At 62.0% G+C, this 20,312-nt stretch carries 21 protein-coding genes and 1 pseudogene; 8 read left to right on the forward strand and 14 right to left on the reverse strand.

Annotated elements, in window-relative coordinates; translation table 11 throughout:
* Positions 1–5 precede the first annotated feature (5 nt).
* On the reverse strand, positions 6–1,382 hold the full coding sequence (gene otsA / locus RTCIAT899_RS02070; RefSeq protein ID WP_015338565.1) for an alpha,alpha-trehalose-phosphate synthase (UDP-forming): 1,377 nt from the start codon (positions 1,380–1,382) through the stop codon (positions 6–8).
* A 47-nt stretch (positions 1,383–1,429) separates the two neighbouring features.
* A complete protein-coding gene (gene otsB / locus RTCIAT899_RS02075; RefSeq protein ID WP_015338566.1) occupies positions 1,430–2,224 on the reverse strand; it encodes a trehalose-phosphatase in 795 nt (264 codons plus the stop codon).
* A 550-nt stretch (positions 2,225–2,774) separates the two neighbouring features.
* Between otsB and RTCIAT899_RS02080 the strand changes: the two genes are divergently transcribed.
* The gene (locus RTCIAT899_RS02080; RefSeq protein ID WP_015338567.1) at positions 2,775–3,590 is read left to right on the forward strand and encodes a class II glutamine amidotransferase; all 816 of its coding nucleotides are present in this window, start codon (positions 2,775–2,777) and stop codon (positions 3,588–3,590) included.
* On the opposite strand, the gene coaBC is transcribed toward RTCIAT899_RS02080, so the two are convergent.
* Positions 3,577–4,788, reverse strand: a complete 1,212-nt coding sequence (coaBC, locus tag RTCIAT899_RS02085) for a bifunctional phosphopantothenoylcysteine decarboxylase/phosphopantothenate--cysteine ligase CoaBC (protein ID WP_015338568.1) — start codon at positions 4,786–4,788, stop codon at positions 3,577–3,579. The two genes, RTCIAT899_RS02080 and coaBC, sit on opposite strands and share 14 nt — an antisense overlap.
* 236 nt (positions 4,789–5,024) lie before the next feature.
* Between coaBC and RTCIAT899_RS02090 the strand changes: the two genes are divergently transcribed.
* Positions 5,025–5,471 (forward strand): nuclear transport factor 2 family protein, encoded by a 447-nt coding sequence (locus RTCIAT899_RS02090; RefSeq protein WP_184461879.1) that lies wholly within the window; start codon positions 5,025–5,027, stop codon positions 5,469–5,471.
* A 91-nt stretch (positions 5,472–5,562) separates the two neighbouring features.
* On the opposite strand, the gene RTCIAT899_RS02095 is transcribed toward RTCIAT899_RS02090, so the two are convergent.
* Complete coding sequence (locus tag RTCIAT899_RS02095; RefSeq protein ID WP_015338570.1) at positions 5,563–6,327, reverse strand: SDR family oxidoreductase; 765 nt, start codon at positions 6,325–6,327, stop codon at positions 5,563–5,565.
* 119 nt (positions 6,328–6,446) lie between these two features.
* Here RTCIAT899_RS02095 and RTCIAT899_RS02100 point away from each other — a divergent pair, with 119 nt between their 5' ends.
* On the forward strand, positions 6,447–7,403 hold the full coding sequence (locus RTCIAT899_RS02100) for a LysR family transcriptional regulator (protein WP_015338571.1): 957 nt from the start codon (positions 6,447–6,449) through the stop codon (positions 7,401–7,403).
* On the opposite strand, the gene RTCIAT899_RS02105 is transcribed toward RTCIAT899_RS02100, so the two are convergent.
* The gene (locus tag RTCIAT899_RS02105; RefSeq protein ID WP_015338572.1) at positions 7,404–8,279 is read right to left on the reverse strand and encodes a LysR family transcriptional regulator; all 876 of its coding nucleotides are present in this window, start codon (positions 8,277–8,279) and stop codon (positions 7,404–7,406) included. It lies immediately after the preceding gene.
* Positions 8,280–8,377: 98 nt separating this feature from the next.
* Here RTCIAT899_RS02105 and RTCIAT899_RS02110 point away from each other — a divergent pair, with 98 nt between their 5' ends.
* From RTCIAT899_RS02110 to RTCIAT899_RS02130, 5 genes are all read left to right on the forward strand, one after another.
* Positions 8,378–9,661 (forward strand): MFS transporter, encoded by a 1,284-nt coding sequence (locus RTCIAT899_RS02110; RefSeq protein ID WP_041677179.1) that lies wholly within the window; start codon positions 8,378–8,380, stop codon positions 9,659–9,661.
* A gap of 15 nt (positions 9,662–9,676) precedes the next feature.
* Positions 9,677–10,063: a VOC family protein gene (locus RTCIAT899_RS02115; protein ID WP_015338574.1), complete on the forward strand. Its 387-nt coding sequence runs from the start codon at positions 9,677–9,679 to the stop codon at positions 10,061–10,063.
* A gap of 90 nt (positions 10,064–10,153) precedes the next feature.
* On the forward strand, positions 10,154–10,495 hold the full coding sequence (locus RTCIAT899_RS02120) for an ArsR/SmtB family transcription factor (protein ID WP_015338575.1): 342 nt from the start codon (positions 10,154–10,156) through the stop codon (positions 10,493–10,495).
* The gene (locus tag RTCIAT899_RS02125; protein WP_015338576.1) at positions 10,479–10,967 is read left to right on the forward strand and encodes an SRPBCC family protein; all 489 of its coding nucleotides are present in this window, start codon (positions 10,479–10,481) and stop codon (positions 10,965–10,967) included. Before RTCIAT899_RS02120 ends, RTCIAT899_RS02125 begins: the two co-directional genes overlap by 17 nt.
* Positions 10,967–11,371 carry a GFA family protein gene (locus tag RTCIAT899_RS02130; protein ID WP_041677181.1) on the forward strand — a complete coding sequence of 135 codons (405 nt, stop codon included), beginning with the start codon at positions 10,967–10,969 and terminating at the stop codon, positions 11,369–11,371. The genes RTCIAT899_RS02125 and RTCIAT899_RS02130 overlap by 1 nt, the downstream gene beginning before the upstream one ends.
* On the opposite strand, the gene RTCIAT899_RS02135 is transcribed toward RTCIAT899_RS02130, so the two are convergent.
* The 9 genes and pseudogenes from RTCIAT899_RS02135 to RTCIAT899_RS02170 all read right to left on the reverse strand — a co-directional run bounded on the left by RTCIAT899_RS02135 (position 11,368) and on the right by RTCIAT899_RS02170 (position 20,236).
* Positions 11,368–11,772 carry a type II toxin-antitoxin system VapC family toxin gene (locus RTCIAT899_RS02135; protein ID WP_015338578.1) on the reverse strand — a complete coding sequence of 135 codons (405 nt, stop codon included), beginning with the start codon at positions 11,770–11,772 and terminating at the stop codon, positions 11,368–11,370. The genes RTCIAT899_RS02130 and RTCIAT899_RS02135 overlap by 4 nt on opposite strands.
* Positions 11,769–12,011 (reverse strand): AbrB/MazE/SpoVT family DNA-binding domain-containing protein, encoded by a 243-nt coding sequence (locus tag RTCIAT899_RS02140; protein WP_015338579.1) that lies wholly within the window; start codon positions 12,009–12,011, stop codon positions 11,769–11,771. The genes RTCIAT899_RS02135 and RTCIAT899_RS02140 overlap by 4 nt, the downstream gene beginning before the upstream one ends.
* Before the next feature lie 65 nt (positions 12,012–12,076).
* A complete protein-coding gene (locus RTCIAT899_RS02145; protein ID WP_015338580.1) occupies positions 12,077–12,751 on the reverse strand; it encodes a spermidine synthase in 675 nt (224 codons plus the stop codon).
* Between the two features lie 71 nt (positions 12,752–12,822).
* Entirely contained in the window at positions 12,823–14,484 is a 1,662-nt protein-coding gene (locus tag RTCIAT899_RS02150) for a urocanate hydratase (RefSeq protein ID WP_015338581.1), read from the reverse strand.
* A 42-nt stretch (positions 14,485–14,526) separates the two neighbouring features.
* Positions 14,527–14,855 (reverse strand): annotated as a pseudogene (locus RTCIAT899_RS33995) (TfoX/Sxy family protein).
* Between the two features lie 18 nt (positions 14,856–14,873).
* Positions 14,874–15,974, reverse strand: coding sequence for a DUF917 domain-containing protein (locus tag RTCIAT899_RS02155; protein ID WP_015338582.1), 1,101 nt, complete (start codon positions 15,972–15,974; stop codon positions 14,874–14,876).
* 3 nt (positions 15,975–15,977) lie between these two features.
* Positions 15,978–17,252 (reverse strand): Zn-dependent hydrolase, encoded by a 1,275-nt coding sequence (locus RTCIAT899_RS02160; protein WP_015338583.1) that lies wholly within the window; start codon positions 17,250–17,252, stop codon positions 15,978–15,980.
* Positions 17,252–18,634 (reverse strand): dihydroorotase, encoded by a 1,383-nt coding sequence (locus RTCIAT899_RS02165; RefSeq protein ID WP_015338584.1) that lies wholly within the window; start codon positions 18,632–18,634, stop codon positions 17,252–17,254. The genes RTCIAT899_RS02160 and RTCIAT899_RS02165 overlap by 1 nt, the downstream gene beginning before the upstream one ends.
* A gap of 18 nt (positions 18,635–18,652) precedes the next feature.
* A complete protein-coding gene (locus RTCIAT899_RS02170) occupies positions 18,653–20,236 on the reverse strand; it encodes an aromatic amino acid lyase (RefSeq protein WP_015338585.1) in 1,584 nt (527 codons plus the stop codon).
* Positions 20,237–20,312: the final 76 nt, after the last annotated feature.

Consider the following 20,312-nt stretch of genomic DNA (forward strand, 5'->3'; position numbering starts at 1 on the left):
ATGCTTTATTCCGCCGTAAGATCGGCAAGAAAGGTCTCGCACCAGCGCGATACGTCATTTTCGAGGAGATAATCCATCATGCCGCGCCAGCGCTCCTGCCGCTCCTGCAGCGGCATGTTGATGGCCCGGGCCAGCGCATTGGCGGTGCCGTCGACATCGTAGGGATTGACCAGCAGAGCGCCTTTCAGCTTGCGCGCCGCGCCGGCAAAGCGCGAGAGCACCAGCACGCCCGGGTTTTCAGAGTCTTGCGCCGCGACATATTCCTTGGCGACCAGGTTCATGCCGTCGCGTAGCGGCGTCACCAGCCCGACCTTGGCGAGCCGATAGAGGCCCGCCAGGATCGGGCGGCTGATCGAGCGATTGATATAGCGGATCGGCACCCAGTCGACCGTGCCGATCGCGCCGTTGACCCGGCCGGCCTGTTCGGCAACCGCATTCTGCATCGCCTCGTATTCCGGCACTTCCGAGCGGGATTTCGGCGTGATCTGCAGATAGGTGATGCTGCGTTGGTGGGCGGGATTGTTGGTGATGAAGCGTTCGAAGGCATCGATGCGCTGCGTGATGCCCTTGGAATAATCGAGCCGGTCGACGCCGAGGATCAGGTCGCGGCCTTCGATGCTTTGGCGCACTTTCTGCACCATGCTGTGCGACGCTGCCTTGCGGGCGAATTCGGCAAAGCCCGCCGTCTCGATACCGATCGAATAGGCGCCGCCGCGAAAATCATGGCCGTGAGCGCTGAAATGGCCCGGACTTTTCTCGATGCCCATCCCCTCGCGCTTCAGGCAGCCCGCGAAGTTTTCCAGATCGTAATCGGTTTGGAAGCCAAGGAGATCGTAGGAGGAGAGGCCGCGCATGATCTCCTCATGCACCGGCATGGCGAGCACGACATCCGCCGGCGGCCAGGGAATATGCAGGAAGAAGCCGATGCGGTTCTTCAGGCCCATCTGCCGCAGCTCTGCTGCAAGCGGGATGAGATGATAGTCATGTACCCAAATGATGTCGTCGGGTTCGATCAGGGGTGCCAGCCGATGGGCAAAGAAGCGATTGACGCGGAAATAGCCGGTCATTTCCTTGCGGGCATATTCGGCGAGATCGAGCCGGTAATGGCAGATCGGCCACAGCACGCGGTTGGCAAAGCCCTGATAATATTCCTCGACATCGGTCTGGGTCAGATCGGTGAGCGCATAGGTGATATTGCCGTCCTGCGTCATCTGCAGCGGTTCAGGCTCTGCGTCGCCGCTCGATTTGCCGGACCAGCCCATCCAGATGCCGCCGCGCTCGGCGAGCGCCGCCTGCAGCGCCACCGCAAGGCCGCCGGCCGCCGCGGCGCCTTTGTGGTCGGGTACGGAAACACGATTAGAAACAATGATCAGTCGACTCACGAATTCTTCCTTTCGAGAAGGCTGGGAGACATCGCCATGATCGAAAATTACTTGACGAGCGTTCCCAGCACGTCCCTTAAACGCGCAGGTGAGCCAATGGATGCACGTGCCAGTGTTTTTCCGTTGGCATCGCCGATGCGCACGGATTGGCCGCCGAGACGGTTGGCGGCGGCAAACATCGTCTCGTCGGTCACGTCGTCGCCGATCGCGACCGGACGGCGTCCTTCGAACGGCGCTTCTGACAGGAACGTCTCGACGGCATGTCCCTTGCTGGCGTGAGCAGGGCAGATTTCGATCACCATCTTGCCGCGCTGCAGGTTCCAGTCGGGACCGGCTTCCTCCAGATGGCGCTGCATGATTTCGCCGATCTCAGCCTCGTATGCGGGGGCATGGCGGAAATGGACCGCGACGGCCGCCCCCTTGTCCTCGACGATGGCGCCGGGCCAGGCTTGGGCCTCATATGCAATGGTCTGCTTCATCGCCTGAAAGGCGGGCGGAATATGCGCCCGCCGCAGCCGTCCGGCCGCATCACGCCGTTCTGCGCCATGGAGGCCTGCGACGGGAAAGCGGAAGGGTGCAAAAAGGGGATCGACGAATTCGATGGCGCGGCCGGTGACCAAGGCCAGCGCGCCGCCAAGCTGGCGGGAAAGCGCATGCAGCGTGCCGGGGAGATAGTCGGGCACGACAATCGCTTCCGGCCTTTCGGCGAGATCGAGCAGGGTTCCGTCGATATCGAGGAATAAGGCCCAGTCCTGCGGATACAATGAGAGTGCGGTAAGGGCCGGCTCGTTGAGCGGCCTCGGCTTGGCTTCGCCCTGTTCGGGCTGTTCCTGAGAAGACATGCTGGGTTAGCTAAGGCGCTCTTCCCGTTTGGCAAGGAAAAAAACGAACTGCTGAAAATCAAAAGGGGCCGCCTTAAGCGACCCCCCATGAGCTTTGGCCCGTAACTGGCCTGAAGCGGCGAACGCTTCGGGAAGGTGTTGGTCAGAGCGAGGGCTGCCTCGCAACGTTCACAACCATTTCCATGCCGTATACAAAGACCGAAATCTCACTAGACATTGGATCACCTTCCTTTCGTTACGTTTCAGACAAGCTAAACGTAGCTCAAATTTGGCTTGATGCAAGAGGCACGGTCTCTGAGAGCTTCACACTTATTGTCGCATGGAAATGCGTGCGCTCGACTAACCCCGCAGAAAAGCCTTATGACATCGGGCTTCACGAAGAAAATGTTGCGACGCCAAACGTGATCGGACGACGCGTCGAATATCTATCATCCTGCGCTGCAGACGATGGAAAATTAAGACTTTATTACCCATTCCGCGTAAACAATCGTCCTAGATTTGCCATTCTCCCGCGGGACAGGAAGACAGCGGGAATCGGAGAGAAAGACGCATGTGTCGCTGGGCAGCCTATCGTGGAGACCCCCTCTATCTGGAGGAGCTGGTATCTTCGCCTGCCCACTCCCTGATCGAACAATCCCATTGCGCCACGCGTGCCAAGACGGCGACCAACGGTGATGGTTTCGGCATCGCCTGGTATGGCAATCGGCCGGAACCGGGCCGTTACCGCGATATCCTGCCGGCCTGGTCCGACTGCAATCTGAAGAGCCTGGCGCGGCAGATCCGCTCGCCGCTCTTTCTTGCCCATGTCCGCGCGGCTACCGGCGGCGGCACACGCCGCGACAATTGCCATCCCTTCGTCTTCGAAAACTGGTCGTTCCAGCACAATGGCCAGATTTCCAATTTCGACCGCCTGCGCCGGCCGATGGAAGCCATGCTCGACGACCGGCTGTTTCATGCCCGCAGCGGCACGACCGATTCCGAGCTCCTGTTCCTGCTGGCGATGCAGTTCGGCCTGGCGACCAATCCGATTGCGGCGATCGCTCAGACCATCGGCTTCGTCGAAGGCCTTTCAATCCATCTAACAGGCTCGGTGCTGGTGCGCTTCACAGCAGCCTTTTCCGACGGCAAGTCGCTCTTCGCCATCCGCTATGCGACCGACCGCAAGGCGCCGACGCTTTATGCCTCGCCGGTCGGCGCGGGATACTGCCTCGTGTCGGAACCGCTGAACGACGACATCGATGCCTGGCGCGAAATTCCCGATGGCAGCGCCGTTCTGATCGACGATACCGGCGTCCATGTCACGCCCTTCCAGCCGGAAGAGCACGCATCCGCAGAGCGCCAGCCGATAGCCGTTATCCCTGCGTAAACTGAGCTGATATCAGCGCCGCGAGCCGCACGGCCACTTCATCCTTGTCGAGATCGGGCCACTGTTCAACCCCGGCGTGGCTGATGATCTTCACCCTGTTTCTTGTGCCGCCCATGATGCCGGTTGCGGGCGAGACGTCGTTGGCGACGATGAAGTCGGCGCCCTTGCGCTCCAGCTTCGCGCGGGCATTGCTCTCCACATCCTGCGTTTCGGCGGCAAAGCCGATCACGAGTTTCGGCCGCTGCGTGTGATGTCCCACAGTCTTCAAGATGTCGGGGTTTTCCGTGAGCGCCAGCGTCGGAATCGATTCGCCGGGATGCTTCTTGATCTTCTGGTCCGATGCGGAAGCGACGCGCCAGTCGGCAACTGCGGCCACCATCACGGCGATATCGGCGGGAAGGGCCGCAAGCACCGCGTCGCGCATCTCATCCGCCCGCTCGACATGGATGACGTTGAGACCGACCGGATCGGATATGGTGACCGGGCCGGAGACGAGCGTGACGTCGGCGCCGAGTGCCGCAAGGGCCGCGGCAATCGCATGACCCTGCCGTCCCGACGAGCGGTTGGCGATATAGCGCACGGGGTCGATCGGTTCATGTGTCGGCCCGGAGGTCACGACCGCCTTCTTGCCGGCCAGCGGCTTGGCGCCGTCATCCAGCCGTCGCTCGACAGCCGCAACGATATCGAGCGGCTCCGCCATCCGTCCTGCGCCGGCCTCGCCGCTTTCGGCCATTTCGCCGGTCACCGGACCCACAAAGGCGATGCTGTCACCGCGCAGGGTTTCGATATTCCGCCTGGTCGCCGGATGCGCCCACATCTTCGGGTTCATGGCGGGGGCGACAAGAACGGGCCGGTCGGTGGCGAGCAATATGGTCGAAGCGAGATCGTCGGCCAGCCCGTTTGCCATCTTGGCGAGGAGATCGGCGGTGGCTGGCGCGATCAGCACGAGATCGCAGTCGCGCGCCAGCCTGATATGGCCGACATCCTGCTCGTCCTGCCGTGAAAACAGATCGGTGAAAACATGATCGGCGGCAAGCGCGCCGACGGCAAGCGGCGTGATGAACTGCTGTGCGCCCGATGTCATGACGGGCCGCACGCTTGCGCCGCGCTCGCGCAGCCGGCGAATGAGATCGAGGCTCTTATAGGCCGCGATGCCGCCGGAGATGATGAGAAGGATGCGCTTATCCGCGAGAACCATGCCTGAACCCGTCGCCTGTTCTTTTATTGATTAGCCTAAGCCTTTGGTGTGTCATAGGCAATCGTCGCGTGCTTCCATCGAGTTCGGCGTGTCGGTGATTGCGACGCGGGTGAGCGGATTTTCCGCTATTTGCAGCCAATGGTCACGTCGGCATCACTAACTTGTCATTTGCGGGCATCTTCGCCCTCGACAAAAGTGAATGTGTTAACGACCAAAGGAGCAACGCCTTGAAACTGATGAAAGTCGCTGTCATCGCCCTACCGATCCTGGCTGCCGCCGTGCCGGCCTTTGCCGAACGTGCCTACTCGCCGCAGGAGCTGAAGAACAAGGAGATCGTTCTGGATTTCTACCAGAAGGCGCTGAACGACAAGGATTTCGACGCGGCTTCCAAGTATCTCGGCAAATACATCCAGCACAATCCTCTTGCCGCCGATGGGCCCGAAGGCCTGCGCGGTTTCCTCGAATACCTGAAAAAGAACTACCCGCAGTCGAAGAGCGAGATCAAGCGCGTGATGGTCGACGGCGATTATGTAATCCTTCGCGTCCACGCCGTTCGCCAGCCGGGCGACCGCGGCAGCGCCATCGTCGATATCTTTCGGGTGGAGGACAACAAGATCCAGGAACACTGGGATTCGGTGCAGCCGATCCCCGAGACGTCGAAGAATGATAATACGATGTTCTGAGTGGAGGGGCCGCCAGGGAAGTAGGATCCGCGGCCCGTCCTTATTCATTCAAAGCATTCCGACGCGATAAATGCTTCGGCTAAGCACTCGGTCAGGTACGCGTAATCGATAGGCCGCCATCAACCAGAGAGGCCGTGCCGCTGACGAAGCTTGCATCATCGGAGGCTAGATAGAGGACCGAGCGCGCAATTTCTTCCGGGCCGGCGACGCGCTTCAGCGCATGCAGATTGGTAATGAAGGCCTGCTTTTCGGCAGTGTCGTTCATGTCGCGATACATATCGGTATCGACCGCACCCGGCAGTACGGCATTGACGCGCACATTCTGCGGGCCGAATTCGGCGGCGAGCGTTTGCGTCAGACCGATCAGGCCTGATTTGCTGGCGGCATAGGCGGCAACGCCGGGGAAGCTGACGGTATGGCCGACGAAGGTCGACGTGAAAATCACGGAGCCGCCGCCGTGCTTTACCATTTCACCAATCTGGTGCTTGGCGGCCAGGAACGACGCGGTGAGATTGATCGCCAGCGCGTCGGAAAAGCCCGCTTCCGAAACCTCGGTGCTGGGACCGGCTTCGCCGAGCGTGCCGGCATTGTTGAAGGCGATATCGAGCTTGCCGTAGCGTTCGATAGCAAGGGCGACCAGCGCCTTGTGGTAGTCTTCCGAGCGTACATCGCCGGCCAGTACGGCTGCTTCTCCGCCAGCCGCTTTGATCTCCGCGGCAAGGCTTTCCAGCTCTGCGGCGCGGCGAGCGCCGACGACAACCTTGGCGCCTTCGGCGGCGAAGAGTTTTGCCGTGGCGCGGCCAATGCCGGAACTGGCACCGGTGACGATTGCGACTTTTCCATTCAAGCGGTTCATTGTTCCATCTCCTGTGTGAGAACGTGTCTTTCGGTTTGTCCGATACGCGGAAGATGGCCTTTTCCGATCGTTCGGATTAGTCTTCAAAAAGAGGAATTCGAATTCGGAGTTTCCGAACGATGCTGAAGATCGACGGGATCGTAACGTTCGTGACTGTAGCCGAGGCCGGCTCGATCAGCGAGGCGGCGCGGCGCCTGCGCCTGTCGAAATCCGTCGTCAGCGAGCGTCTGTCGGAAATGGAGAAGGCGTTGGGGGCAACCCTGCTTCACCGCACGACCCGCAGGCTGACCCTGACCGAGGATGGCGCTGCCTTTCTGCAGCGCGCCACCCGCATCGCGCAGGAGGTTCGCGAGGCGGCGGCCGATCTTGCCGAGCGGCGCGGTACGCTGATGGGGCCGCTGCGCATCGCGGCACCCGTCACCTTCGGCCGCCTGCATCTGGGGCCGGCTCTCTATCCGTTTCTCGCAGAGCATCCGGAAATCGAACTGACGCTCGATCTCGACGACCGCCGGGTCGATGCCGCTTCAGATGGCTATGATGCGATCATACGCCATGGCCTGATCGCCGACTCACGCCTCGTCGCCTGGAAGCTTGCCCGCAGCCGCCGCCTTCTTGTGGCTTCGCCGGATTATCTGAGCCGGTGCGGCAAGCCCGCTTCGCTCTCCGATCTCGAGGATCATCGCGGTATTTTTTACACCAATCGCGGTGTCGCCGACTGGCGTTTCGAGGGACCAGAGGGTGCGGTGGTCATCCGTGGAAAGCTGGCGCTGGGCGTCAACAATGGCGATGTCCTCCACGATGCCGCGATTGCCGGCCTCGGTGTCGCCTTGCTGCCGGCTTTCATTGCCGGACCTTCGGTGAGGGAGGGGCGGCTTGTCGAGATCGACGTCGGCTACCGGCCGGAGCCGGAATTCATCTTCATGGCCCATCCGGAAGGGCGCAACCCCTCGGCCAAACTGCGCGCCATGGCCGATCATCTAAAGAAGGCATTCGGCGATCCGCCTTATTGGGAGCGGGAGCAATTCCAGCAAAAGTGCGAAGCGGTTTTGCGCCCGGAATTGCGTGAAAACAAATAGCTACGCAATCAGGCTCATGAGATTGGCGATAACGGGCGATCGCTGCGCCTTGAGGCTGGCAAGGCCGAGCCGCGCCACGACCGGTGGCCCATCGATTTGCCGATAGGCAACGCCGTCGAGCTTGATCTGTGCGATCGAAGCCGGAACGATGGAAACGCCCAAGTTTGCGGCGACGAGATTGACGACGGATGGGATCTGCGGCGCTTCCTGCGTCACCACGAGGTCGAAGCCGGCTTCGCGACAGGCGGCAACGATATCGTCATAGAGGCTCAGCCCCACCATGCGCGGGAAGAGGATGAAGGGTTCGCCCGCGAGCGCCGCAACCGGCACGCGTTCCTTACTTGCCAAAGGATGATGAGCCGGCAGCGCGATCAGCATCGGCTCATCGGCAAAACGCTTCAGCCGCACGTCTCTCGGATCTTCAAGGCCCGGGCGGATAAAGGCCGCGTCGATCTCGCCGCGCATCAGCCGCTCCATCAGCGCATTGGTGTTCATCTCGGTCAGCGATATCAGCACTTCCGGCCAATGCCGCCGAAACTCGCGAATGATTGATGTGACGATGGTGTTGAAGGCGGAAGAAGCGGTGAAGCCGAGCGACAGGCGGCCGATCTCGCCGCGATTGGCGCGCTGGGCGGCGAGCTTTGCCTTTTCCGCCGCATCGACCGCCATTTTCGCTTCCGCGAGAAACGCCTCGCCGGCAGCCGTCAGTTCCGCGCCATGCGGCACGCGGTGGAACAGCTGCGCACCCACTTCGTTTTCCAGGTCCCGGATCTGCTGGCTGAGCGGCGGCTGGCCGATACCGAGTTTGGCTGCCGCACGGGTGAAGTTTCCCACTTCCGCCAGCGCCAGAAAATAGCGGATATGACGCAGCTCCATCGCTATCTCCAAAAGCTATTGAGATCGCCTGTTCCATATATTGGACTAATGGAGCTCGTCTGGCTAGATTCCAAGGCAAGAAAGGTCAGGTGCCACCAATGTTTCGCGCCGCAAGCAAGCAGCAAACCACTGTGTCCGAAGTTTCCTCCCGCCCCGAATTGACGCTCGTCAGGAACGAGCCGCCGACCGAGACCCGCCAATTCCTGACGCGCGGCACGCCCGCCTTCCGCCGCGCGACCATTGGGCTGTTTCTCTCGGGCTTTGCCACCTTCTCGCTGCTTTATTGCGTGCAGCCGCTGATGCCGATCTTCTCCGAGGACTTCGGGGTCACGCCGGCTGCAAGCTCGCTGTCGCTCTCGCTTTCCACAGGCTTCCTGGCCTTCGCGATCTTCGGCGCCGCTGCCGTTTCCGAAAGCCTCGGCCGCCGCAGCCTGATGTTCATCTCGCTGCTCGGCGCGGCCATCTGTACGGTCGTCTGCGCGGTATCGCCGAGCTGGCATATGCTGCTTGCCGTCCGCGCTCTTGAGGGCTTCCTGTTGGGCGGCGTCCCTGCCGTCGCCATGACCTATCTGGCTGAGGAAATCGAACCGCGCGGCCTCGGCGGTGCCATGGGCCTCTATATAGCCGGCAACGCCTTCGGCGGCATGGCCGGGCGCGTGGTGACCGGTACGATCGCCGAATATCTGAGCTGGCGGCCGGCTTTGGCGACGGTTGGCATTCTCGGCTTGATCGCCGCCATCGGCTTCCTCCATCTGCTGCCGCCGTCGCGCAATTTTATGCCGCGAAAGGGCTTCGATGCCGGCTTCCATGTGAAGGCCTGGAGCGGTCATTTTGGCAATGCGGCGTTGCCGCTGCTCTTTGCCATCGGTTTCCTGATCATGGGCTCCTTCGTAACAGTCTATAACTATGCCGGCTTCCGTCTCGTCGCCGATCCCTATGATCTCAATCAGACTGAGCTTGGACTGATCTTCACCGCCTATCTCTTCGGCATCGTCGCATCCTGGGCTGCAGGTCTCCTCGGCGATCGCATCGGCCATTTCATAGTGCTGCCTATTGGCGTGCTGATTACCGCGCTCGGTGCGGCGGTGACGCTTTCCAGCTCCTTGCAGCTGATCATTCTCGGCATCGTTCTGGTGACGATAGGCTTCTTCATGGCCCATTCCGTCGCCAGCGCGCTTGTGGGCCGGCTGGCCCACGGCTTCAAGGGTCACGCCTCCTCGCTCTACCTGCTCGCCTATTATCTCGGCTCCAGCATAGCGGGCTCAGTCGGCGGCTATTTCTGGCTTGCCGACGGCTGGAATGCCGTGGTTGCCTTCATCCTGGTCATGCTGGCACTCTGTCTCGCCAGCGCTCTTGCCGTTGCCAGGCTGGCGCGTCGCTGAGCCCAGGAGGCTGCCATGATCCGTATCGACCATCTCGATCATCTGGTGCTCACGGTTGCGAGCATCGAGGAGAGTTGCGATTTCTATACCCGTGTCCTCAGTATGGGTGTCGAAACTTTCGGGGAGGGCCGTAGGGCTCTCACCTTCGGCAACCAGAAGATCAATCTGCATCAAGCCGGCCATGAGTTCGAGCCGAAGGCCGAGTGGCCGACACCGGGTTCGGCCGATCTTTGCTTCATCAGCACAACGCTGCTCGATGACATCATTGCTCACCTGAAAGCTGAGGGCGTCGAGATCACGGAAGGCCCCGTCCGCCGAACCGGCGCGACCGGTCCCATTCTCTCGGTCTATTTCCGTGATCCGGACCATAACCTGATCGAAGTTTCCAACATCGTTTCCTGAGATCGCACGGCGTAGGCGCTTCTTGACAGAGCTTTGTTGCGGTCTATATTAAACCAATAAGTTAATTAACTGGATGGTTTATGAAGTCGCATGGACACATTGAGCATCACCCTTTCGGCCCTGGCAGATCCAACCCGTCGGGCGATCCTGGCGCGGCTGGCGACCGGCGAGGCATCCGTCTCCGAGCTGGCCGAACCCTTCGACATGTCGCTGGTTGCCGTCTCCAAACATCTGAAGGTGCTGGAGAAAGCCGGCCTGATCTCGAAGGGGAGGGAGGCGCAATGGCGGCCCTGCCGGCTGGAAGCGAAGCCGCTGCGCCAAGTCGATGACTGGCTGGAGAGCTATCGCCAGTTCTGGAACGACAATCTCGATCGCCTAGAGGACTACACGGCATTATTGCAAAAGGGAGGAAAGAATGACCCCAGCAACTGAGGGCGGCAGCTTGCGCCCGCCGCGCGAGATCGTGCTGACCCGCGACATCGCCGCGCCGCGTGCCCTGCTGTTTTGCCTCTGGACGGAACCGCAACATCTCATGCGCTGGTGGGGACCACAAAACATGACGGCCCCATCCGTTTCCGTAGACCTGCGGGAAGGGGGCGCCTGGCGGCACTGCATTCTGACACCGGAGGGCAAGGAATATTGGAGCCATGGCCGCTATCTGGAGATCGTCCCGCCCGAGCGCTTGGTCTTTACCTTCGCCTGGGAAAACCAGGAGGGCAAGCCCGAGCATCCGATGCAGGCAACCGTGGAATTCCATGAGCTTGGCGAGAAGACGCGTCTCGTCTTCCGCAAGGTCGAACTGCCTGATGATACCGAGCTGAGATTGCAGACCGGCGGCTGGGAGCAGGCCCTCGACAAATACGTCGCTTACGCAGAAGCCACCTCAAGGGAAGGATTGGAGTGATGAAGAAGACCTATCATGGCAGCTGCCATTGCGGCGCCGTCAGCTACGAGGCCGATCTCGATCTGCAGGGTGGCACCTTCAAATGCAATTGCTCGATCTGCAAGAAGAAGCGCAATTGGCTGGCTGTCGCCACGCCCGCCGATTTCCGTCTGACCGCGGGCGAGGACAGCATCGGCGAATATCAGTTCGGCCCGCGCATCCTGCATCACCTCTTCTGCAAAAATTGCGGCATCAGCTCCTTCAACTGGGGTGAAAATCCCGCACTCGGCGGCAAGTTCTATGCGATCAGCATCAACTGCCTGGATGATGCCACCGACGAGGAACTCGCCTCGCTTCCTGTCGGCTATTTCGATGGCCGCGACGACCGCTTTGATCGCGCGCCGGAGGAAACGCGCTATCTTTAGCCGCTCGGCAAGGACTCCCAGTCTTCGAAACGTAGCTTGGCAACGCGTTCAAACTCTCTGACATTGTGCGTTATCAGGATCAGATCGCGGGCGACCGCTTGGCCCGCGATCAGAACGTCATAGGTACCGATCGGTGTGCCAAGGGAAGCAAGGCTTGCGCGAATTTCACCGGCTACACGGGCATCTTCCTTATCGAAATCCAGCGTCTCGAACTGCAAGGCATCCACACGTGCCAGATTGTCGACAACGCGCTGGCCCTTGTAAGCGCCATAAAACAACTCGTGTACGACGATGGCCGGAATGGCAAAATCGTGGGGCTTATGTCTGCGAAGCTCGCTGACGAAGCCGGGGTGTCCTTTCATCAGGGCGATAACGGCATTGCTGTCGAGCAGATACTTCACTTGAAGATATCCAACTCGGGGCGTTGCTGCTCGGCAGGCTGTTCCGTCGCCGCCTCTTCAAAATCGGGGTCGACCGGCCCCGTAACAGTCTCCAGCCAATCCCAATCTTCGGCGATCGGCTCCAGAATGATTGCTTTTCCCTGCCGGCGGATGCGTACTTCCTCGCCATCGAGGCGGAATTCCTTCGGCAAGCGTACGGCCTGCGAGCGGCCGGACCAGAAGATCTTTGCGGTGTCCATGCCATAACTCCTTTGAGATATGACATTGATATATAGCATCTTGGGCGCTATTTCAATTCGAGGCGTTATGATCCCGATTTCGTCGCGAGCCAGATGACATGACGTGCGCCTGTTTTGCCATTGGCGCGCGTATTGACCACTTCGGCGGTAAAGCCGCTGTCGCGCAGCCGCCTTGTGAAGCACTCGTCAGGCCCTGAAGACCAGACCGCGAGCACGCCTCGCGGGCGCAAGGCGTCACGCGCCGCCTTCAGGCCCTGATAATCGTAGAGACCGTCATTGGCCTCCGACGTAATGCCGTCCGGGCCGTTGTCGACATCGAGCAGGATGGCGTCGTAGGTTGCCTTGCGGGCGCGGATGAGTGGACGCACGTCGCCTTCGTGGATCGCGACGCGGGGATCGTCGAGGCACCCGTCGAAGACTGTTGCCATCGGCCCGCGTGCCCAGGTCACAACAGCCGGAACAAGCTCCGCGACCGTGACCTTGGCATCCGCATCGAGTTCGCCGAGGGCCGCGCGCAAGGTAAAGCCCATGCCAAGGCCGCCGATCAATATGTGTGGCGTCTTCCGGCCCTTGATCTTTTCGCAGGAAAGCGTGGCAAGCGCCCGCTCGGAGCCGCTCAGGCGGCTGTTCATCAACTCGTTGGTGCCGAGCATGATGGAAAATTCCTGGCCGCGCTGCTTCAGGCGCAACTCGCCGCCACCAGGGATTTTCGCAGTGTCGAGCAAGGTCCAGGGGATCACGGGCAACTCTCAAAACTTGTTACGAATTGCCCGGGACCATAATCTGTCGATGCTGCTAAGAACAGACGTGCTTACCCCAGTCGGATATAGGGCACATCCTTTTTCGCAACTTCGTCCAGCGCTTCCTCATAGCCGGCGTCGGCATAGCGCATGACGCCGAGTGCCGTGTCGTTGGTGAGCGCATGGTCGAGCCGTTCGTCGGCCGCCGCCGTGCCGTCGGCGACCACGGTGACGCCGCAGCTCGTCATGTAGCCGGCATAGCCGCCGCCGCCGGAATGAACGACGACGAGGTCGGCCATCGACGAGCAGAGCATCATGGCGTCGATCAGCGGCCAGTCGGCGATGGCGTCGGAGCCGTCCTTCATACCCTCGGTCATGATGTTCGGATGCGCCATGGCGCCGGCGTCGAGATGGTCGCGCGAAAATGCGATCGGACCCTTCAGCTCGCCGCTGGCCACAAGCTCGTTGACGCGGCGGGCAAGTGCGGTGCGTTCGCCATGGCCGAGCCAGGCGATGCGCGCCGGAAGACCTTCGAACGGCACATGCTCGCGAGCAAGCTTGATCCAGTTGGTGATAATCTTGTTGTCCGGGAACATGTCCAGCAGCAGATCGTCGATGCGGGCGATATCGCTTTCCTCGCCGGAGAGCGCCATCCAGCGGAACGGGCCGATGGCACGGCAGAAGAGCGGCCGCAGATAGGCCTCGGTGAAGATCGGGATATCGAAGGCGTTGGCGACGCCGCCTTCCTTCGCCTGCGTGCGGATCAGGTTGCCGTTGTCGAAGACTTCGGAACCCTTCTTCTGGAAGTCCAGCATGGCCTTCACATGCTCGACGATCGAGGCGCGGCTTGCGGCCATCAGCTGGCCCTGACCGTCGTCGCGGAGATCTTTGACTTGGCTGATGCTCATGCCCTTCGGCACGTAACCATAGACGAGATCGTGGGCCGAGGTCTGGTCGGTGACGATATCGGGCACGATGCCGCGGCGTGCAATCTCGGGATAGATTTCGGCCGCATTGCCGACGAGGCCGACGGAGAGCGCCCGCTTTTCCTTGACCGCAGCGTCGATCATCGCCAGCGCGGAATCGAGGTCCGGGGCGATTTCCTGCAGATAGCCGATTTCCTGGCGCTTCCTGGCGCGCTCCGCGTCGATGTCGACGCACAGGATGGCGGCACCCGCCATGCGGCCGGCGAGCGGCTGCGCGCCGCCCATGCCGCCGAGACCGGCGGTCAGCACGAAACGGCCGAAGAGATCGCCGCCGAAGCGGCGCTCTGCGATGCGCATGAAGATTTCGTAGGTGCCCTGGATGACGCCCTGGCTGCCGATATACTGCCAGGCGCCGGCCGTCAGGCCGCCCCAGCAGATCAGGCCCTTGCGCTGCAGCTCGTAGAAGACTTCGGCCTTTGCCCATTGCCCGACGATGTTGCAGTTCGCCATGATGACGAGCGGCGCCTTGTCATGCGTGCGGATGAGGCCGATCGGCTTGCCGGACTGGATGAGCAGGGTCTGGTTCTCATCCATTTCGGTCAGCGCCTTGACGATCCCCTTGTGCGCCGCCCAGTTGCGGGCAGCCTTGCCAAGCGCTGCGTAGACGACGAGATTGTCGGGATCTTCGCCGACCGAGAGCACGTTCTCCAGCAGGCGCAGCAGGGCCTCCTGCCGCCAGCCCTTGGCACGCAGCTCCGGGCCGCCCGGAATGGGGAATTTCGGGTGACGTGGATTGGCTTTCGGCATGGATTTCCCTTCCCTGTTTTCCTTGTTGTTTCGGTCGCCCGGCTATTTCGGCGGCAGGCCTTCGACGAAGTCCAGCGCGGCCAGAAGCAGCCGCTTACGCAACATGTCGTGCCATAGGCTTCTGGCCCGGCGCGCAGCCACCCCTTCATCTCGCGGCCGCCCATCAACATGGTTTTGACGTCATGCTGCTCCAGCGCCCAGGCATCGTTACCTTTGCCAAGGCGGATCAGCATCCCGTCGACACGGGCGCCGCAGAACAGGTGGCCGTTGAGCAGAAAGGCCCAGCCGCCGAACATCGCTTTTTCGCTAAGCCCGGGCCGCTGCCCGAGCTCTTCTCTCAGCAATTCTTCGAGACCGGCGTCGCGGGCCATTCAAGCCTCCTGCGCTTCTCAGCCTTTCTTGCCGGCCAGTGCGTATTTGGCGATCTCGATCCCCATCGCCTTTTCGACGGAGGGATAGACCGTGGGGTCAAGCACGCTGGCAGACAGCGGAATGATGTCCATCGGCACATGCAGGATGAAGACGTTCATGCCCTCGTGCAGCTGGCCGACGCTCAAGGGCTCGCCTTCCGGCGACAGCGTAGTGATGACGGAGGGGAAGGTCGCGAGCCGCTTGCCGCCGGTGTCCTCGACGGCCATGTACTCGTTCATCACATGCATGACGACGGCCTTGTCGCCTGAGCCGACCGTGATAGTGCCGATGTCGAAGGCTTCCTTCGTGTAGACGACGTCCTTCCTGGTGATGGTGCCTTCAGCGAGGATATGGCCGCCTGTGGTCTTGCAGATGGCGTCGATGACGGCGCTGCCGCCTTTCTTTTCCGCCTCGATGATCGCTTCGCCGAGCGAAAGCGCCATGGAGATGCCGCCGAGGGCAGCATGTGTACGGACGTAAGAAGCGCGCAGCGGGTTGCGGCAGGAGGCGATGAAGCCGCCGGACTGGTCCGATGCCGCGCGCAGGATCGGCGAAATCTTCGCCGTCGCGCCCTTCACGACCAGCTCGATATAGCGGTTTTCGGCGCGGTTGCCGCCGACGGCGGTCTGGATCATCTGCTCGGGCGAGCCGGCCATGCCGATCGAACCCATGTCTCCAGTCGGATGCGCGCGGATGTCACCGACCGCGTCCACCACCTTGGTTCCGAGGATGGCCGACGGCAGCCAGCCGTTCAACGTCGAGGACTTGCCGTTCTGGCCGATGATCAGGCCGGAAAGCTTCTCGCCAAGCTCGTCCTGCAGCAGCTGTGCGGCCTTCACGTAGTCGATGCCCTGCATCTCCCAGGGGGTGGTGGAGGCCGGCGCGCCGATGGCGGCGGCCGTGGCGATCCAGTCGTTGTCGTTGAGTTCCTCGATCGACACCAGCTCCGGCTTGCCGACATTGACAGCCGCATAGCCGAGCATGCGGCCGTGATCGGCCCAGCCGCCACCGCCTGCGGCGTAAACGGAGCCGCCCTTGACAGCCGCTTCCACATCCTTGGCAACGAGTACGCGTCCCATTGGCTACTCCCGGTTCTGTTTGAGGTTCTTGTCCATGTCGCGCACCGCTTCAAAAAGAACGGCGGCACCCATGGCGATGTCGTCATTCTCGGCCCATTCCTCGGCGCAATGGCTGCGGCCTTCCTTGCAGGGCACGAAGATCATCGCGGCAGGCGCCACCTTGGCGATCCAGGCGGTGTCGTGGCCGGCGCCGGAGGCCATGCGGCGATGCTTGGCACCGACCGTGTCGCAGGCGCGCTCGAGCGTTTCGAGCAGCGCCGGAGCGCCCGGCGTCGGCAAGTTGTCGGAGACGCGCACCGGCGTATTGATCGTCACGCCATAATCGGCGGCAATGGTCTTCACCTCGCCGTCGATCCAGGCCAGGAAATCTTCCATGTCGCTGCGGATTTCGGCGCGTCCGTCGATCAGGAGCACCACCTTGGACGGCACGACATTGGCAGCATTCGGCTCGATACGGAATTCGCCCACGGTCGCAGCGAAATGACCCGGCGTCTTTGCCTGCTCCAACGCCCGCTGCCTGATGTCGAGCACGAGCTGTGAGGCTGCCACCAGCGCATCCGCGCGGCGATCCATCGGCGTCGTGCCAGCATGGTCGGCGCGGCCTTCGACGGTGATTTCGATGCGGGTGATGCCGGCGATCGCGGTGACGATGCCGATATCCTTGTTCTCGGCTTCCAGCACCGGACCCTGCTCGATATGCAGCTCCAGGAAGCCGGCGAGATCAGGACGCTTCTGGGAGAGCAGCACGGAAGGATCGCCGCCGACTTCGGCAATGCCCTGCGACAACGTGCGGTCGCCGCTCACGCGGGAGAGCCACGCCTCGGGGATCTGCCCGGTCATGCCGCGGCTGCCGATGCAGGAAACGCCGAAGATGCTGACTTCTTCAGCCAGGAAATCGACGATCTCCAGATCATGGTCGAGCTCGATGCCGCGATCCTTCAAGGAGCGTGCGACTTCGAGTGCCGCAATCGTGCCGGCGATGCCGTCGAAGCGACCGCCATCGGGAACGGTGTCGGAATGAGAGCCGACGAGGATCGTGCCGAGGCCCGGCTTTGCGCCCGCGCGACGGCCGATCAGATTGCCGGCAGCGTCGATGCGCGTCTCAAGCCCTGCCGCCTTCATCCGCGCATCGATATAGGCTCGCCCTTCGAGGAAGAGCGGCGAGAAGGCTCGGCGCGTCCAAGGATGGCCCGGCTCGGTAATGCCGGCCAGCGCGTCGATATCCTCGGCGATGCGATCGGCGTTTACGGGTAGGTTATGGCGCTTGGTTTCGGTCATCAGGCTGCATCTCCGGCAAGGATTTGGCGAGGCAAGGGACGGACGAAGCTGCCGGAGCCGGGTTCGGCCAGCACTTTCTGTCCCTCGGTAATCTGCTTGCCTCTAAGATAGGCGGCGGACACAGTCCAGGGCAGGCGAATGCCGTTATAGGGGCTCCAGCCAACGACGTTGTTGCCGCTCGCGGCTGCGTCATAAACCATTTCGCGCGGTTCCAGCACGACGATATCGGCGTCCTTGCCCGGCGTCAGCGCGCCCTTGATATGGTCGAGGCGGAAATGCTTAGCCGGGTTTTCTGCCATCAGCTTCGCCGCCCAGGTGAGCGGTACGCCGCGTTCGAGAGCACCCTTGACGAAGAGTGGCACCATGACCTCCAGTCCCGGCACGCCGGAAGCATTCGCCAGCATGTCCGGATTGGTCTTGCGGTTTTCCGACCAGCTGACGTGGTCGGTCGAGACGAGCCAGACATTGCCTTCCGCCACCTTGCGCCACAAGGTTTCCACTTCGGCGCGCGGGCGGATTGGCGGATTAATTTTTGCCTTGCCGCCAAGACGCCGAACATCGTTTTCCTCGTCGAGCGTCAGATAGTGGATACAGCATTCGACCGTCGCTTCGAAGCCGTCGCGGCGATAGGCGCGGGCGATGTCATAGCCGCGGCCGAGCGAGCAATGCACGACATGCGCCGGGCAGCCGGTATCCGCACCCGTCTCGAAGATCGTGTGCATGGCAAGCAGCTCGGTGATTGGCGGACGCGAAAGGCCGTGGGCGCGATATTCGGTAACACCGCTTGCCTTGACCTGCTCCATATAGGTGCGCACCGCTTCGTCGTCCTCGTTGTGGACGCCGGCGGTCAGGCCCGTCGGAGCGATGGCGGCAAAGCAGGCGTCGAGGAGGGCGGGCGGAATGCGCGGAAAGCGTTTCGGATCGGTGCCGAAGGTGGAGAATTTGAACGCGGCCACACCGGCCTCGACCATCTCGGCGATGCGCGCCGGGCCTTCTTCGGGATCGATCGTACCGTAAAGCGCGAAGTCGACGCGCGATTGCGGCGCGGCATGGTCGATCTTCTTCTTCACCGCCGCTGCCGAGCAGACGAGATTGCCTTCGTCATACGGCATGTCGACGATGGTGGTGACGCCGCCGGCGGCCGCCGAGCGAGTCGACCAGATGAAATCCTCCTGGTCCTTCTGCGAGAGGGAATGGACCTGCGCATCGATCGCGCCAGGCAGGATCAGCGCCCTGCCGAGCAGGTGCCGCTCGCGCGCTGCGGGCGGCACGCCAATGCCGACCTCGGCGATTTTGCCGTCGCGCACGGCGACATAGCCGGCTTCCACGATGCGTTCGGGCAAAACCACGGTGCCTTGCAGAACAAGATCGAAATCCGCCATATGCATTCTCTCCGCTCGTCAGATAGCAATGGTGTCGCGATAAAGCCGCTCTTCGACCCGCTCCAGCGAGCCGAGTGCGAAGAAATCATCATAGGCGAGGATCGGCTTGTGAGCGATCAACTCTGAAACGAAAGCCTCCGAGCCCAGCTCCTCTTCAATCGCCTCGACTTCCGCCGAAAGGGGACGATCGACGACATAGAAGTCGGCATGTTTGCGCACGACGTCATAGAGCATGCGCGCCACGCCCTCCGGCTTGTCGCCGAGAATGTCCATCGCCTGGGCCGACAGCAGGGCTTCAAGGGCGGCCAGACGCTTCAGTGCCCGCATTTGCCGCTCGAAACGCTCAATGACCAGTGGCAGGAAGGCGGCCTCGTCTTCCATCCCAGCTGCCACGACGAGGGACTGCGCCGAGACCGGATTGGACATGGACAGAACGCGCGAGAAAATCTCGCCGGCGAGCTTGATGATCGGGCCGAAGCCGGTCGCGATCCTGCCTTCCGGCACGAGATTGACGGGCAGGCCGCGCCGCTGGCCGTTGCCGAGCAAAACGCAGCGATTGAAGGCATTGCGGGCGGCATGGGCCATGCAGATGACGGCGCCTTCGAGCAGAATGGTGACATCGAGCGGGAGGGAACCGCCCGAAGTCATCACGCGCCCGTCGACGATGACCGGATTGTCGTCCGAACGGCCGGTGGCGGCGAGAATCTTATGGCCCGCGGTCAGCAGGTTTTCGATGACGGCGCCGAAGACCTGGGCGATCATCCGCAGGCTCAGCGGGTCCTGCACATGGGTTGCGACCGGCCAAGGCCACTCGTCCGAGGCGTTGCAGAGCCAGGCGCCGATCAAGGCTTCGCGGGCGGTGCCGACATGGCGCACGGAAATCCATGGATCGCGCGAGGCGCCGAGCGCGCCGGCCGCCATCATGCCGGTCGCAAGCAGCACGCGGATCGAGGCAGCAGCATTGCGGGTTGTCTCCGCGGCGGCGGCGAAGCTGACCGCATTGACGCTGAGCGAGGCCAGGCTGTCGCGCGGCATCATCCTGACGGGAGCGATACCGGCGGCATCGAAGGCATCGGCAGCCTGCATGCGGCGACCGCGATAGACGGCCTCGCCAACGCCGGTCAGAACCGCGCCGATCTGGCCCATCAGGCCGATATCCGCGCAGCCGATCGAACCCGTACGCCTGACGACGGGAATGACATCCGAGCTCAACAGCTGCAGATAGGATTCGATCAGTTCCTGCGAACAACCTACCTGGCCGGTGAGCGCGGTGTTGACCCGGATCGCCATGGCATTGCGCACGACCGACATGGAGAACGGAGCGCCGGTACCGAAATGATGAGCGCGCACGAGGCCGAGATTGAAGGCATCGAGATCTTCAGGAGACCATTCGACATCTTTCATCGCACCGACACCGGTTGTCGAGCCATAGACCGGCATGCCGGATTGGATCGTGCTTTCGAGAACGCTGCGCGCCAGCCGCACCCTGGCCATGCCGCTTTCCGATGCCGACGGCAGGACGGCTCCCGCGCCGATCCGCACCAGATCGCTGAACCCAAGGGGTTGCCCGCTGAGCTCGATACCGGCTCTCTGACGCTCCATCTCTGCTGTTCTCCTTTTTTGCAAGGCTATGCGAGCCTTATCGTCAATGGGATATCCCAAATGGCGAACACCTTGA

It is taken from the genome of Rhizobium tropici CIAT 899 (assembly GCF_000330885.1).
Lineage (GTDB): Bacteria > Pseudomonadota > Alphaproteobacteria > Rhizobiales > Rhizobiaceae > Rhizobium > Rhizobium tropici.

Excerpts from the sequence above, each read along its gene's own strand:
- otsB (WP_015338566.1), bottom strand. The coding sequence starts at position 2,224 with ATGTCTTCTCAGGAACAGCCCGAACAGGGCGAAGCCAAGCCGAGGCCG.
- RTCIAT899_RS02080 (WP_015338567.1), top strand. The coding sequence starts at position 2,775 with ATGTGTCGCTGGGCAGCCTATCGTGGAGACCCCCTCTATCTGGAGGAG.
- coaBC (WP_015338568.1), bottom strand. The coding sequence starts at position 4,788 with ATGGTTCTCGCGGATAAGCGCATCCTTCTCATCATCTCCGGCGGCATC.
- RTCIAT899_RS02090 (WP_184461879.1), top strand. The coding sequence starts at position 5,025 with ATGAAAGTCGCTGTCATCGCCCTACCGATCCTGGCTGCCGCCGTGCCG.
- RTCIAT899_RS02095 (WP_015338570.1), bottom strand. The coding sequence starts at position 6,327 with ATGAACCGCTTGAATGGAAAAGTCGCAATCGTCACCGGTGCCAGTTCC.
- RTCIAT899_RS02100 (WP_015338571.1), top strand. The coding sequence starts at position 6,447 with ATGCTGAAGATCGACGGGATCGTAACGTTCGTGACTGTAGCCGAGGCC.
- RTCIAT899_RS02105 (WP_015338572.1), bottom strand. The coding sequence starts at position 8,279 with ATGGAGCTGCGTCATATCCGCTATTTTCTGGCGCTGGCGGAAGTGGGA.
- RTCIAT899_RS02110 (WP_041677179.1), top strand. The coding sequence starts at position 8,378 with ATGTTTCGCGCCGCAAGCAAGCAGCAAACCACTGTGTCCGAAGTTTCC.
- RTCIAT899_RS02115 (WP_015338574.1), top strand. The coding sequence starts at position 9,677 with ATGATCCGTATCGACCATCTCGATCATCTGGTGCTCACGGTTGCGAGC.
- RTCIAT899_RS02120 (WP_015338575.1), top strand. The coding sequence starts at position 10,154 with ATGGACACATTGAGCATCACCCTTTCGGCCCTGGCAGATCCAACCCGT.
- RTCIAT899_RS02125 (WP_015338576.1), top strand. The coding sequence starts at position 10,479 with ATGACCCCAGCAACTGAGGGCGGCAGCTTGCGCCCGCCGCGCGAGATC.
- RTCIAT899_RS02130 (WP_041677181.1), top strand. The coding sequence starts at position 10,967 with ATGAAGAAGACCTATCATGGCAGCTGCCATTGCGGCGCCGTCAGCTAC.
- RTCIAT899_RS02140 (WP_015338579.1), bottom strand. The coding sequence starts at position 12,011 with ATGGACACCGCAAAGATCTTCTGGTCCGGCCGCTCGCAGGCCGTACGC.
- RTCIAT899_RS02150 (WP_015338581.1), bottom strand. The coding sequence starts at position 14,484 with ATGCCGAAAGCCAATCCACGTCACCCGAAATTCCCCATTCCGGGCGGC.
- RTCIAT899_RS02155 (WP_015338582.1), bottom strand. The coding sequence starts at position 15,974 with ATGGGACGCGTACTCGTTGCCAAGGATGTGGAAGCGGCTGTCAAGGGC.
- RTCIAT899_RS02160 (WP_015338583.1), bottom strand. The coding sequence starts at position 17,252 with ATGACCGAAACCAAGCGCCATAACCTACCCGTAAACGCCGATCGCATC.
- RTCIAT899_RS02165 (WP_015338584.1), bottom strand. The coding sequence starts at position 18,634 with ATGGCGGATTTCGATCTTGTTCTGCAAGGCACCGTGGTTTTGCCCGAA.
- RTCIAT899_RS02170 (WP_015338585.1), bottom strand. The coding sequence starts at position 20,236 with ATGGAGCGTCAGAGAGCCGGTATCGAGCTCAGCGGGCAACCCCTTGGG.